Source organism: Pseudovibrio ascidiaceicola, assembly GCF_900114245.1.
GTDB lineage: Bacteria > Pseudomonadota > Alphaproteobacteria > Rhizobiales > Stappiaceae > Pseudovibrio > Pseudovibrio ascidiaceicola.
Genome location: NZ_FOSK01000003.1, coordinates 192,320 through 206,318 on the forward strand (window position 1 = coordinate 192,320; position 13,999 = coordinate 206,318).

Below are 13,999 nucleotides of genomic sequence, written 5' to 3' on the forward strand. Positions count from 1 at the left end.
GATGACACTAGGATTTATCGGCCTTGGCGCTATGGGCCTTGGAATGGCCCAGCGCATTAACAAAGACCATGCGCTGAAGGTCTATAACCGCTCTCCGGAAAAAGCCGCCAGCCTTGTCGCGGAGGGAGCACAGCAAGCCACATCCCTGCAAAACTTCACGGACTGCGATATCGTTTGCTCAATGCTGTCAGACGATGCGGCTGTTGAAGCCGTCTATCTTTCCGGAGACACTCTGGCGCTCCCACTCAAAGAAAACAGCATCTCCATCTCCCACAGCACCATCAGCCCACCAATGGTAGATCGTCTCGTTGCTGCCCATGAGCGTGCCAATGTCCGGTTCCTGTGTGTGCCAGTACTTGGCCGGCCAGACAAAGCCGCAGAAGGGCAACTGGTCACCGTTGCTGCTGGCGAGCGCAATACAATGAACGAAGTCCGCTCTGTGCTGGAAGCCATATCCACGCGGCAGTTCTGGATGGGCCCAACACCGCGCCAAGCTGCGGTCACCAAACTGGGCATGAATTTCATGATAGCGGCGGCAGTAGAAGCCCTGGCCGAAAGCTTCACTCTTACAAGAAAGGCTGGCATAGATCCGGAGACCTTCCTCACGCTGATAACAGAGACACTGTTCAGCGCGCCCATCTATCAAGCATACGCCCCTCTCATCGCCCGCGAGGAAAACCCCACTCCCGGCTTCAAGACCGCCTTGGGCTTGAAGGACGTCAATCTAGCGCAGCAAACAGCTCGGGACCTCAGAGTACCTCTCCCCACAGCAGAAGTCATCGCCAACCAACTCCGTACCGCAATCGCAGCCGGATATGCAGACGAAGACTGGTCCATCCTCGCCCGCCTCATGGCCCAAACAGCCTCCCTGCCACCAATCAAACGCAGATGACAGGATTGATCACAAGAGGCTATGGTGCACCATTCTTTTGATCCACGTTATTTTGTTTTGAGTGTCCCATGACTGATTGCTTTGTCTGTACTAAGCACAAAACCCTCTCACCCGACTTGGCGATGAGCATTGACGGCTATGACGATTTCGTGGTGGCCCACGCGCCAGATCGCACTGAGGACAGCACCAACCTGATTGGCGCCCTGATCATTGAGCCACGCGTTCATGTGCAAAACTGGTCAGAACTCAACCCACAACAAGCGGCGCAGCTTGGGTCTCTCATTGGGCGTGTAACTGGCATTCTCTATGCTCATTCTCAAATCGAGCATGTCTACACTTGGGTATTTGGAGATGCCGTTTCACACCTCCATGTCTGGCTCATGCCACGCTACAAAGGCACGTCTAGAGAATACTGGGGCATCAAAGTGACCGAGTGGCCTGAAGCCCCAAAGGGTGGGCAGGTGCAAATGGCAAGTTTCATAAAAGAGCTAAACGCATTGACCAGCAAAGCTGAGACCGCCTAAGCATTACCACCAAAGAAAAACCCGGAGCACGGCCCCGGGTTCTTTTTCTGTCTCACTTTAGAGCGTATTCCCGAAAAGTGGTTCCGGTTTTCGGGCAAGAATACGCGCGCAAGCTCTGGAGTATCAGGCTGGTGTTGTTGCACCCTCAATTACTTTGTCCGCAGCCTTACCGGAAAGCTCGGCCAAATGGTCAAAGTTACGAGAAAACGTTGCCACACCAGCTGTTGCAGAGCGAAGCTCTACAATAAGGTCGCTGAGTTCACTCTCAGGGATCATCGCTTCCACTTCATCCCAGCCATCCCAGTTATCGCGGGCATCAAATCCAAGGATCTGTCCACGGCGACCGGAAACAATCGCATTGATACGGGCTGTGGTATCTGATGGACAGGCCACAACAACCTTATCAACGGGCTCAAGAAGAACTGGCTTACATTCCTTCAAACCATCTTTCATGGCCAGAATACCTGCCATGCGGAAAGCCTGATCGGAACTGTCGACGGAGTGATAGGAGCCATCCTTCAGCGTCACAGCCACATCCACGACCGGGAAGCCTAGAGGCCCTTTCTCAAGAGCTTCCTTCACACCATCACCGACAGATGGAATGTACTGTTTCGGCACCACACCACCGGTAATCGTGTCGTTGAAGCTGTGTCCTTCACCGCGTGGCATAGGCTGGATAGCCAGCACCACATCGCCAAACTGACCGTGGCCACCACTTTGCTTCTTATGGCGTCCGCGCAGCTCAGTCGTACCGCGAATGGTTTCCTTGTATGGTATGCGAGGTTCAAAGCTCTTCACCGAAAGTCCATAGCGCCCTGTCAGCTTCTCAAGAGCAACCCGCAGATGCATTTCCCCCTGCCCCTCCAATACGGTCTCACCCGTGCTCTGGACCTGGGTAATGCTCAGGGATGGATCCTCATCAACCAACTTGGAAAGCGCCGTAGAGAGCCTGACTTCATCCTTCCGTTCTGTCGCCTTGATCCCTTTGGAAAGAACAGCGTCTGGAGTATCAACGATAAACAGACTTTGCGAAGGCTTGGCACCAACACCAAGTGTCATGCCGGTCTCAATATTATCCAGCTTGCCAAGAGCCACCAGATCACCAGCAACAGCCTCCGTAATCTTCTTTGGCTGCAAACCCTGCATTTGGAACAGCCCAGATGGCCGATACTCTTCCCCATGTCTGTCGTAAAGAAGCGCACCTTCCTTCACAGACCCACCAAACAGACGGGCAACAGAGAGCTTTCCGCCATGTGAAGTGTGATAGGTTTTCAGCACCTGAAGAACGGCGTCATCTTCCTTGAGCCCAAGACGCTTGCGCGTCTCAACGATACCTGGAGCGTCATGGCGCAAAGCCTTCAGCAAGCGACGAATGCCATTGCCCTTGATCGCACTGCCAATGAACACAGGGCAGATTTCGCCGCGCTGCATTTCCTGCACAAGATCATCAAAAATGACCTCACTCTCAGGCGCTTCGTCTTCTAAAAGCTGCTCCATGAGAACGTCATCGTGATCTGCCAACATTTCCATCATGGCATAGCGCGCGTCCACCTCACGGGCACGCTCATCATCTGGAATCTCGATGGTATTGCTTGGCTTACCTTCCTGGTAGACAAAGGCCCGCTCCAGCGCCAGATCAATAAAGCCTGTCGCAGTGCCATCCTCCCAGATTGGGATCTGGCGCAGCACCATTGGAAGGCTCGAAGCTGGCTGCAATGCCTGAAGCATCGCGCGCACACTGCCTGTTGCCTTGTCTATTTTATTCAGGAAGAGAACATGCGGGATGCTCCGCTGTTCAAGTGATTTGAGAATGAGTTGAAGAGCTGCTGTCTTCTTTTCATCTGGCTCAGCAACCACAACGGCAATATCTACGCCGTTTAAGACACTGTTGCCTTCGTGAAGAAATTCTACGGATCCAGGGCAGTCGATAAATGTGAAGTGATCGCCCTTGTAGGTGCAGGTGGCAATGTTCGCCTCAACGCTCATGCTGTGATCACGCGCTTCGTCACTGCTGTCACCCAGTGAGCTTTTCGCGTCAACACTTCCCTGTCGCCCAATAGCCCCCGTTCGTGCGAGAAGAGCTTCCAGCAGTGTGGTCTTGCCACTTGCGAAAGGTCCAATTATGGCAACCGAACGAGGGCTGCGAACCCTGCCTCCGGCAACTCCGACATGCTTGTCTCCCATGATCCATACTCCCTGTTTGGGTTGGGAAGCAGGCACGGGCGCTTGCGCCACGGCGGCGCAAAATCACACGCGCCTTCCAGAGTATTATAAGACTCTGGATAAGTATCGTCACTCGGAAACACAGTGATATGCAAGCGCCAAAACAAAGGCGGACTGAAGCGTGACAGTCCGCCGCACAATATGAACCGGCGCTATTTATAAAGATCAAAGGGTTAGGATTCTCAATCTCCCTAAGATTTAAGGGATCACTGCTTGGTCAACCGCAACCCTGTAACACCCGCTGTGATGTTCGCTCCGGTCTGCCCCTGCAAGCTCAAAGGCTGCAAAGCGATGGAGCGGTTCAAGCCACCCAGCAGGACATTCGCCTGCACACCGGCACCCAGTGTGACACCAGCAGACACACCGCCATAACTACCGGCAAGAGAACCAGGCTTCAGGTTAGCCTTCGGAGCAACAACACCCCACACCAACGTTCCAGATGTGACGGGACCGATATCGATGCCATAGCTATTGATCGTACCGGTATATCCTTCGATGCGCTTGCCACTTGGCGATTTAAAGACACAGGAAAGTTCGTGAGAAGAGCCAACAATGAAGTTGGTCCCAGCAACCAGATCACAAGTCAAGGATCCAACTTCAACACCTGGGCGATCTTTCTTTGGCTCTTCAGCAGGAGCTGCAGGTGTGTCTGCAGAATAGGCGGAAGTGCTGAAACCAAGAGCGGCGACAGCAGCAAAAGCAAGGCATTTTCTCATTATTATTCTCCAGTGCTCAGGCTCTACGACCTTTTCACAATGGGAAACCAAAGCATGCAGACTGTCAAAGCCTTGCTGCGATCAGAGTGAACACCCCGCTTAGTTCCGGCGTTATTTTTACCTAGTGATATGCGTTAGAATTTGTGATTAGGATTTTCACCATAAACGTATTGCAGGCCCACCTGCGCTGCCCGTCACATCACCGTGTTAACCCTAAGCTTCTCTTAAGTCGCTTAAAGCAAATTGCGAGAAGTCCTGCATGCAGAAGGACTTACAGCAAAATAATCGATAAACCCTACATTCCTGGAAGGTTTCATAAAGCTGTAAACCGATTATTAACCATAGATGTTAAGCCTAATGATTTGACCCATTTTGGGACACTTTAGAACAATGTTTTAAATAAAACACGAGACTCTCCACTCAGAAATTGAGTACGGAGAATCAGCAATGCGCTCAAATTTGAAGACACTTTTGTTTGGCGTAACCGGTGCAATAGCCATTGCAACTCTTCCAGCGATCGCGCAGGCAAATCCCATCAATGCCCGCATTACCACTGCTTTCGGAGCACTCGAAGGCAAGATGCTGGGCCTGTTGTCAGGAACAGCTGCTTTCGGGCAGGGTCCAGGCTTTGCATCACAATTTGATGCGACCGCAGGCGGAACAAGAGACTATGGCTTTTATGCTGGCACAGGCCGCATGGGCTTCCGCACGCAGGACTACAACTACTTCGGTGTTGTTGGCTCTGCAGCGCAAATCAACGGTGGAGCCGGTTCCCTCGGCTACGTAGGTGCAGAAGCACAGGTTCACTTTGAGAACTTGTCTGTTGATGGCCTTATCGGCGTTCAGATGATCGACGATACGGGCTCAGTCATGGGTGGTGCAACCGCATCTTACTACGCCAGCGAAAACGCACGCTTTTACGCGGGTTACCGCTATCTGCGCGACAGCCATATCTACGCAATGGGTATGGAGTTCAAGCCAGGTACAGAAACCGCCAACGGCATGACAATGTTCGCAGACCTGCGCTCTGAGAAGCTCGAAAACGCTTCTATCATGGCGGGCGTCCGTTTCTCCTTCGCCGATGCACAGACATTGGTTGAGGAAAGCCGCGGCACATTCGTCAACAACAGTTACATTCTGGATGCTCTCCTCCCGGACTAAACATCCAGTCTCGCGAAACACCTAAAACAAAAAAGGCGCAGCGTGATGCAGCGCCTTTTTTGTATTGAAAGCTGAGCACCAAAGAGGTCTTCGGCGCTCTTTTTCCAGATAAGCTTACTTCAGGTTTCCGCAGAAGCGCTGAATACGAGTACAAGCCTCAGTCAGAGCTTCAGTAGAAGTCGCGTAGGAAACGCGGAAGTTTGGACCCAAACCGAACGCAGAGCCCGGCACAACAGCAACACCTTCAGTCTCCAGAAGCTCACCTGCAAAGTCCAGATCAGTCTCGATCACCTTGCCGGATGGCGCAGTCTTGCCAATGGTGCCAGCACAGGATGGGAACACGTAGAACGCACCCTCTGGAACCGGGCACTCAAGACCGGAAGACTGGTTCAACATAGAAACAACCAGATCACGACGATCCTGGAAGACCTTGTTGTTGATCGGGATGAAGTCTTGTGTCCCATTCAGCGCTTCAACCGCAGCAGCCTGAGAGATGGAGCATGGGTTGGAAGTGGACTGGGACTGAACCTTCGCCATCGCCTTAATCAGGTCAGCAGGACCACCCGCATAACCAATACGCCAGCCCGTCATGGAATACGCTTTGGAAACGCCGTTCACGGTCAGAGTGCGGTCATAAAGCTGAGGCTCAACCTGAGCAGGTGTGGTGAACTCAAAGTCATCATAGACAAGGTGCTCGTACATGTCGTCAGACATGACCCAGACATGCGGATGCTTCAACAGCACGTTGGTCAGAGCTTTCAGCTCATCACGGGTATAACCAGCACCAGACGGGTTGGATGGTGAGTTGAAGATCAACCATTTGGTTTTAGGCGTAATCGCCGCTTCCAGCGCTTCAGGTGTGATCTTGAAGGTCTTCTGATCCGCTTCAACAACAACAGGCTCACCACCAGCCAGCAGCACCATATCTGGGTAAGACACCCAGTACGGCGTTGGGATGAGCACTTCATCGCCAGGATTGATGGTTGCGATCAATGCATTGTAGAGCACCTGCTTACCGCCGGTTCCGACAGTAATCTGGTTTGGCTCATACTTCAGGCCATTGTCACGCAGGAACTTGGCGCTGATTGCCTGTTTCAGCTCAGGAGTGCCATCAACCGCTGTGTATTTTGTTTTGCCTTCATTAATAGCTGCAACTGCAGCAGCTTTAATGTTGTCTGGCGTATCAAAATCTGGTTCACCAGCACCAAGGCCGATAACGTCGCGGCCTGCGGCTTTCAGTTCGCGTGCCTTCGTGGTCACTGCAATCGTTGCAGATGGTTTCACACGAGACAGCGAGTCAGCGATAAAGCCCATAATGCCCTCCAATAGAAGCGGGTACGTTCTTCGCAAAATAAGTGCGGGCAGACCCTAAGGCGCGGACCAAAGCTTGGCAAGCGCAAACACGCCAGTTTTTCCGCTCAAATTTCGCCAAAGACTGCAGATTTTTTCAAATATTACTCCCCAGATATAATCAGGAGTTCTGTGACGCTGCGTCTCTTGTATTTCCAGAGGAACAAAGCTAAGCAGCCTCTGAAGCCAAAGACCTGAAGATTTAGCTGGTCCCATCAGAAATGAGAGCCCGAATTCCGTGAAAAGCCTGCTGCGAAAACTACTCGAAAATCAGTTCATTCGCTTTGGGATGGTTGGCTGCTCTGGTCTTGTGGTCGATCTGGTCGCCCTCGCCTTTTTCTGGCAGGTGGTTGGCCTTGACCCGCTTATTGCGCGAATCCTCTCCATCTGGATTGCCATGACCAACAACTGGTTCTGGAATCGCATCTTCACCTTCCGCTCGGCAGGAAGTCCGTTTGGGGAGTATGTGAGATTCGTTTTGGTCAACAGTGTGGGAGCGGTCATCAACTACAGCACCTATGGTGCGCTGATCACCCTGATCGAAGGCTTCTCCACCTATCTGGCTGTCATCCTCGCCACACTGGTGTCTATGACCTTCAACTTCGTGCTTTCAAAAATCTACGCATTCAAAAACTAAGCTTGGATTTTCAGGAAAGAGGCGCTGCATTTGGATGTGCCGACAGGGTAAAAAACACCCCTGCCAGCACAAAGCACTCAGGTCCGCCAGCACCTAGAAATTCTGGGAGATTTGATTGTTTTCTCGCCCTTACATCAAATGCTACTCGTAGGTGCAGCGCACAAACAACCCCTACCCTAACGGTATATACTGTTTTTTTTAACCATAACGATATCCAGTATTCCGCTCAGTAGAACTACATAGGATAAGTTTTAGCTGCTCAATAACGCTCATTTAACCAAATCCCTTTTCTTTTCCGCTGCTTAAATCGCCTATTACTCTCACCAGCGCCATACTGCTGCACAGCCCGAATGGACTGCAGGCAGGTGTTCCATAAGTTCCACTTGCAGAATAATTCCGAACAGGAGTAACGTTCTGTTACAGCAATAAGCGGGGACGAACGATGGCCGTAGAACTAGCACTATCTGCAGATACTGTTCGCTTGATCGTACAAAAAGCGCGCGCTGTTTCCGAAAGCCTGCCAGACACTTACGAGGACGGGCACGAAGGCGATCTCTCCTTCGACACGGAAAAGCTGGAAAACGTTCACCACCATGACGGACTTGCAGAAGAAGAGCATGACGACTTTTCTGAGTCTGAACTGAGAGAGATCATCGACGACCTGAACATCGACGAAGCGACTGAACTGGTCGCCATCGCATGGATCGGGCGCGGTGATTATGATCAGAACGACCTGGATATTGCCTTCTCTGAAGCCCGTGAGCGATCCACATCTCCGGTCTCAGCTTACCTTTTAGGCCTCCCCCTCTTGCCTGATTATCTTGAGGCTGGTCTCGAAGCTCTGAATCTATGAGAAAATATGGGCAATAGCAGTTTTGCAATTGAGTGATCTGCTTAAGCTCAACCTGTGGTATCTCGAACACACCAAAATCCAGTAATATATACTTTCTGTATTCGATGTAATCCGCGTCTATTGGCCCCTACTCAGGACGACAACTGACCAGGGCCGCAGGGGAGCACAATGAGAACCTCGCCAGTTGACTACCATCGTAAAGAGCACGTCGGTCATGCCCAATCACCATGGCCTGTTGCGGCCACAGTCATAGCAGCCTTCGTTGGCATAATGGTCATGGTCCTGTTTGTCTTTTAGAGACTAGTCCATTTGGTTGTTCCAACCGAATGATAAGACCACGCTTCAAAGACAAGAAGCCAGCGTACCATGCGTGAATGCAAATGAACGCTACGTATCTGACATCATCAAGAAGCTCAAAATCGCCTTGAGAGAATTTCAACGGAAGCGCTGACAGACCGCTTGCAGCACCTATTCGCTTGCAGTACAGCTGCGGGATGACTAGGGCATCTGCAAACATACTTCTTCTCATGGCCGGCCTCATTTGGGGCATGGCCTTTGTCGCGCAATCAACTGCAATGGAAAGTCTTGGACCGCTGCAGTTTTCTGGCCTGCGATTTCTCCTCGCCACTTTGGTGATCTTGCCATTTGCGCTGCGTGAGCGCCGCGTGCACAGCACCAAGAAACTTGGCAAGGCTCACCTTCCAGCGCTTTTAATGGTTTGTGTTGCCTTCACACTGGGTACTGTTCTGCAACAGTATGGCATCGTGATAACATCCGTCACCAATGCCGGTTTTCTAACCGCGATCTATGTTGTGCTGACGCCAATCCTTGTCACCGTGTTCTTCAGAGGAAAGCCAAACTTCCTCGTGTGGCCTGCAAGCCTGTTCACCCTCCTTGGCATTTACCTGCTCGGCGGTGGTCTGACAGCATTAAATGGCGGCGACTTGCTCATGCTCTTGTGCGCAGTTTTCTGGGCGCTTCAAGTGATCTTCGTTGGACGTCTTGCGACCTCCTCTGGTCGCCCAATCACCGTTGCAGTCATCCAGTTCGCCTTCCTCGGCGTGGTGTGTGTGGTAGCCTCACTCTTCTTCGAGACCTACTCTGTCCAGGCACTTCAGGATGCATGGTTCGAGATCTTCTTCGCAGGGGCTTTGTCCGGAGGCGTAGCTTTCACCTTCCAGGCATTTGGCCAGCAATGGACCACGCCGTCCGATGCGGCCATCATGCTGTCTTCAGAAGCCCTCTTCGCCGCTCTGGCTGCTGCCGTCATTCTGGGCGAACGCATCGCACCGATCGGACTGGTCGGCTGCGCCCTCATCTTCAGCGGTATCCTGCTGGTTGAAGTCGGCCCTCACTACCTCAAATCCCGACGAAACATGGCGCAGGCAGAATAGAGCCTTAAAAGCATCAGCACGAAACACAAAAGGCAGCCAACTGGCTGCCTTTATTCTATCTAGCTTCCGCGCAAGCACTACACGCTCACTTACCTTCGAGCCGATCCAATATCTGGGAGATCTTGGTCCCCATTCGACCACCTGGCACCACAGAACGTGCCCCCTCTAGATCTTCAGCACTGTCCTCACCAACCTTGATGATCATCGCCATACCAAAACGGCCATGAATACCACAGGTCACACCATAAATTCCCGGCGTATCAAAGGTAACATTCCGATCAGGAGACATCTTGCTGAACTTGAACTTCGGACCACCATCCGGCGTCATCTTTTTGATCGAAATAACCGTATGATTCCCATCAAAATTATCAAACTTCACAGTAGCGCCCAGCGGCACCTCAAGCAGATCTGGCTCAAAGCGGAACATATGAGAAGGCGTGTTCGCACTGGCATCAGTCACCTGATTAACGGAATACGTCTTGCCCTCCCCAGCAAGAGCACCACCCGCCATCAATACACTCACAAGAAGGGTTGAGAGAATTCTTTTCATCGAGAAACGTCCACCTGCAATTCGGAATTATTATCAACAATGCGTCCATAACTAGCAGTCCGCATTGATCTAACGCAGCTTATTCAGCAAAAACTATCAATGACTTTTGCTCTTTCCTTAAGCAGCCTTCAGCGATCAGCATCTAGCTCTGATTTGCGCATCACTCAGAAGTTGGACAAGGTCGGAAGCACCTGCGATACTTTCGCTTAGTTCTCATCCATCGATTTTCCGGGCCGCTTATTCCAAGGCCTGACCTGCTTTTTCTGCAATAAATTTAAGGCTTCTGACCATGCAGCTTAAGGAACGAACTCGCCTCATCCCTCGCAAGACATTCTTCGATCCCGTTGAACGAGCGCTGGTCGCAATCAGTCCCTGCAGTCACTGGATCGCCTTCCTGGCACCAATCAACGGCGTGTACAACCTTTGGCTTGCTAGCACTGAAGACCCACAATCTGCCCGCCCCCTCACAAACTTTGAAGATCGCCATATCGGTTTCACAATCCACTGGACTTACGACAGCCGCCACATTTTGATTTCGCAAGACAAAGTTGGTGATGAAACCTTCTGTATCCTGAGCGTCCCTATTGATGGCACAGATCCCAGATATCTAACTCCAACATACGGTGTAAGAGCCTATCTGCAGGAAATATCGAGAAAACACCCGGGCGAAGTTCTGATTGCTCACAATGAAAGGTCAGCAAAGTACTTCGACCTGTACAAAGTCTCCCTCGAAACCGGACACAGCGAACTCATTGAACAGAATGACCAGTTCTCAGGTTTCATGACTGACAGCGATTTCAACGTCCGCCTTGCCCGCCGCTACACCGACAACGGCGAGATTGAACTTCTTCATCGACCTGACAGCAAAGAGTGGCAACGTTACACTCTCATCCCCTTTGAAGACAGTTTGACCACCAAACCCATTGAATTCAGCGAGGATGGGCAAATCCTGTTCTGGATCGATAGTCGTGAACGAGACAAGGCCGCCGCCGTGGCGGAAGATTTCCAGACACGATCCTCCACGGTGCTTGCAGAGGACCCACAGGCAGACATCAGCGACCTGTTACTCCACCCGCACACCCATCATCCCATAGCAGCCACAGCAACATTTGCTCGCAGCAATTGGACTGCCATAGATCCACAATTTGAGTCAGTTCTCGCATCATTCAAGAAGCAGTTCTCGGGGGATATAGAGGTCAACAGCCTCTCAGAAGATGCTGAGAAGCTCATTCTTACGCATGTGCAGGACAGCGTGCCTTTAGAGTTCTACTGCTACGACAGATCAGCTGAAAAAAGCACCTTCCTGTTTTCCTGCCAACCGGAGCTCGCAAAGCGACCATTGACCAGCATGTCTCCCATAGAGATAAAAGCAAGGGATGGCCTCAATCTGGTCTGCTATCTGTCACAGCCAACTAATGCAGAAAAGCCCTGCCCTATGGTGCTACTCGTGCATGGTGGGCCATGGTGGAGAGATTTTTGGGGCCTGAGCCCAACACACCAATGGCTAGCCAACCGCGGCTATGCGGTATTGTCCGTCAACTTCAGAGGTTCCACCGGCTTTGGCAAGGAATTCGTAAATGCCTCAAACAAAGAATGGGGCGGCAAAATGCAAACTGATCTGCTGGATGCTGTGGACTGGGCCATTGAGGACGGCATCGCCGACCCGGACCGCGTCGCTATTATGGGTGGCAGCTATGGCGGCTTCGCAGCGCTCACCGGTGTGACACAAACCCCGAAGAAATTCGCATGTGGGATTGATCTGGTCGGGATCTCCAACTTGATCAGCTTTCTCGACACAGTTCCTGAATATTGGAAGCCTTGGAGATCCGTCCACAAAGTAAGGCTTGGCGACTACACAACTGAAGAAGGCCGCGCTTTCCTAAAGGAACGCTCACCTCTCACACATGTCGGGAAAATCGAAAAACCGTTGTTGATCGTTCAGGGTGGCAAAGACGTACGCGTCAAGCCGTCAGAGTCAGAGCAAATTGTCTCCGCCATGCAAGACCAAGGCATCCCAGTCACCTACGGCCTTTTCCCGGACGAAGGTCACGGCATTCAGAAGATGCACAACCGCCGTGCTTATCATGCCATGGTAGAGCTGTTTCTCGCCAAACATCTGGGTGGTCACAGCGAGCCCGTTGGAACTGATCTGGAAGGTTCGTCCCTCCAACTCCTCGCAGGCCGCGATTTAATCGACGGCCTGTAAGTACAGCAGCTACTTCAGCGCCTCAGCGACAGCACCGGTAAGACTGGTGGCGACTGGAGCGCCTGTGGCGACGAGGCGGTTGTGGGAGTACATGCCGGTTGAGACCAGAACTGCCGAAGCTCCCAGACCGTTAGCGGCATCAAAATCATCAATGCTGTCACCAATCACGCAAACATTGGCAGGTTCTACACCCAGCTCGTCAAAATGCACTTTGAGTGCGTCGATCTTAAAATGCTTCTTCAAATCCCGCGCGCCGTCAACACGGGTAAAGCGCTCATAAATGCCATTGTGGCGCACAAGCGAGACCAATTCTTCATGGGGAGCCATGGACAAAATCGACTGGCTCTTTCCAGCTCCGCTTATGGTCTCAAGAGCGTGAAATGCATCAGGCGCCAGTGGCAAATCATACATCGCTGGCTCATAGACCTTACTGAAATCACTGTAAAAGCTGGCAAGCTCACTTTCAGTGGCATCACGCCCTAACAGTGATTTGAGGTAGTCTGCGAATGGACGCGTATGGTGCTCACGAACATCATCAAAGGTCACGCCACTCAGCCCAGCCTTGGCAAAACAATCAATGCCAAATTGCGCCGTGATTTCAAAGTCATCCAGCAGGGTACCATTCCAGTCCCAAACAATGTGTTTTATCATGAAACGCCAATCACCTACTACAAATTCCACTATAGCGGATCAAATGCGACTGCTATCAGCACACACTCAGACCGTTGCAGAGGATTATACGATTTATCCAAATCAGGCCAGTGCGAAAGAACACGGCTCATAACCAGTCAATCTGTAGGCGTCACCATTACGCGTTTCCCAAAAAACCTGGCGCACTATTTTTCAAGGTGAGCTCTAAGGAACCAAGCCATTTTTTCGTGTTTGATGATGAGGTCTTCCATTAAACTAACACTTCCCACATCATGCTCGTATTCTTCAACATTGTCATGACTGGTTCGCAGCTCCCGAATAATGGTTTCATGATCATCCAACAAACCAGCAATCATACCCATTTCGTCTGGAAGAGCACCTTCGGAAGGCATTTCTTTAAGCCGTGTATGCTCATGGCAATCATGCAGAGATCTCAAAGCTACGCAATCAAGCGCCCGGACACGCTCAGCAATATCATCAACAAAATCAACAAGCGCATGATACTGCTCATCCAACAGCTCATGCAGGCTAATGAAGTTGGGGCCTTTGAGATTCCAGTGACAGCTCCACGTTTTCATCAATAATACAAACTCATCAGCGAGCAGATTGTTCAGATGCTTCGCAGTCTGTTCTCGTGCCTGTTTTGAAAGTCCAATTGATGTTGGGGCCATGTTTATTTCCTCACAATTACATCGGCCTTTTTGAAAGGCGAGTGTAAGGTATGCGATGGCCTTTAGGTAACGTTTAGCTCTAACGCTAAAATCTTGCGTAGATTGGAGCAACACTGGCGATACAAAACGAATGCTCGCCGAACCAAGGTTCAACGAGCATCAATTAAGCCT

Annotated in this window: 14 protein-coding genes; 8 read left to right on the forward strand and 6 right to left on the reverse strand. The window is 51.4% G+C overall.

The window, feature by feature from the left end:
• Position 1 precedes the first annotated feature (1 nt).
• Both BM231_RS07475 and BM231_RS07480 read left to right on the forward strand, forming a co-directional pair.
• Positions 2-892 (forward strand): NAD(P)-dependent oxidoreductase, encoded by an 891-nt coding sequence (locus BM231_RS07475; protein ID WP_093518147.1) that lies wholly within the window; start codon positions 2-4, stop codon positions 890-892.
• A gap of 68 nt (positions 893-960) precedes the next feature.
• Entirely contained in the window at positions 961-1,416 is a 456-nt protein-coding gene (locus BM231_RS07480; RefSeq protein ID WP_093518149.1) for an HIT family protein, read from the forward strand.
• A gap of 123 nt (positions 1,417-1,539) precedes the next feature.
• On the opposite strand, the gene BM231_RS07485 is transcribed toward BM231_RS07480, so the two are convergent.
• Together BM231_RS07485 and BM231_RS07490 are read right to left on the reverse strand one after the other, a co-directional pair.
• Positions 1,540-3,600: an elongation factor G gene (locus BM231_RS07485; protein ID WP_093518152.1), complete on the reverse strand. Its 2,061-nt coding sequence runs from the start codon at positions 3,598-3,600 to the stop codon at positions 1,540-1,542.
• 245 nt (positions 3,601-3,845) lie between these two features.
• A complete protein-coding gene (locus tag BM231_RS07490; protein ID WP_063298258.1) occupies positions 3,846-4,355 on the reverse strand; it encodes a DUF992 domain-containing protein in 510 nt (169 codons plus the stop codon).
• A gap of 447 nt (positions 4,356-4,802) precedes the next feature.
• Here BM231_RS07490 and BM231_RS07495 point away from each other — a divergent pair, with 447 nt between their 5' ends.
• Entirely contained in the window at positions 4,803-5,516 is a 714-nt protein-coding gene (locus tag BM231_RS07495) for a hypothetical protein (RefSeq protein ID WP_093518154.1), read from the forward strand.
• Between the two features lie 114 nt (positions 5,517-5,630).
• Here BM231_RS07495 and BM231_RS07500 read toward each other — a convergent pair whose 3' ends face one another.
• Complete coding sequence (locus BM231_RS07500) at positions 5,631-6,830, reverse strand: pyridoxal phosphate-dependent aminotransferase (RefSeq protein ID WP_093518156.1); 1,200 nt, start codon at positions 6,828-6,830, stop codon at positions 5,631-5,633.
• Positions 6,831-7,104: 274 nt separating this feature from the next.
• On the opposite strand from BM231_RS07500, the gene BM231_RS07510 reads away from it, so the two are divergent.
• The 4 genes from BM231_RS07510 to BM231_RS07525 all read left to right on the forward strand — a co-directional run bounded on the left by BM231_RS07510 (position 7,105) and on the right by BM231_RS07525 (position 9,750).
• Complete coding sequence (locus tag BM231_RS07510; RefSeq protein ID WP_093518161.1) at positions 7,105-7,503, forward strand: GtrA family protein; 399 nt, start codon at positions 7,105-7,107, stop codon at positions 7,501-7,503.
• Positions 7,504-7,945: 442 nt separating this feature from the next.
• Positions 7,946-8,356, forward strand: coding sequence for a DUF3775 domain-containing protein (locus tag BM231_RS07515; protein ID WP_093518163.1), 411 nt, complete (start codon positions 7,946-7,948; stop codon positions 8,354-8,356).
• A 168-nt stretch (positions 8,357-8,524) separates the two neighbouring features.
• Positions 8,525-8,653, forward strand: a complete 129-nt coding sequence (locus tag BM231_RS27460; protein WP_280142329.1) for a hypothetical protein — start codon at positions 8,525-8,527, stop codon at positions 8,651-8,653.
• A gap of 230 nt (positions 8,654-8,883) precedes the next feature.
• A complete protein-coding gene (locus tag BM231_RS07525) occupies positions 8,884-9,750 on the forward strand; it encodes a DMT family transporter (protein ID WP_425287812.1) in 867 nt (288 codons plus the stop codon).
• Between the two features lie 85 nt (positions 9,751-9,835).
• Here the strand turns inward: BM231_RS07525 and BM231_RS07530 are convergent, their stop codons facing one another.
• Complete coding sequence (locus tag BM231_RS07530) at positions 9,836-10,300, reverse strand: plastocyanin/azurin family copper-binding protein (protein WP_208860173.1); 465 nt, start codon at positions 10,298-10,300, stop codon at positions 9,836-9,838.
• Between the two features lie 289 nt (positions 10,301-10,589).
• Between BM231_RS07530 and BM231_RS07535 the strand changes: the two genes are divergently transcribed.
• Entirely contained in the window at positions 10,590-12,506 is a 1,917-nt protein-coding gene (locus tag BM231_RS07535; protein ID WP_093518169.1) for a S9 family peptidase, read from the forward strand.
• Between the two features lie 9 nt (positions 12,507-12,515).
• Here BM231_RS07535 and BM231_RS07540 read toward each other — a convergent pair whose 3' ends face one another.
• Positions 12,516-13,157: an HAD family hydrolase gene (locus BM231_RS07540; protein ID WP_093518171.1), complete on the reverse strand. Its 642-nt coding sequence runs from the start codon at positions 13,155-13,157 to the stop codon at positions 12,516-12,518.
• Between the two features lie 185 nt (positions 13,158-13,342).
• On the reverse strand, positions 13,343-13,981 hold the full coding sequence (locus tag BM231_RS07545) for a Dps family protein (RefSeq protein ID WP_139226342.1): 639 nt from the start codon (positions 13,979-13,981) through the stop codon (positions 13,343-13,345).
• Positions 13,982-13,999: the final 18 nt, after the last annotated feature.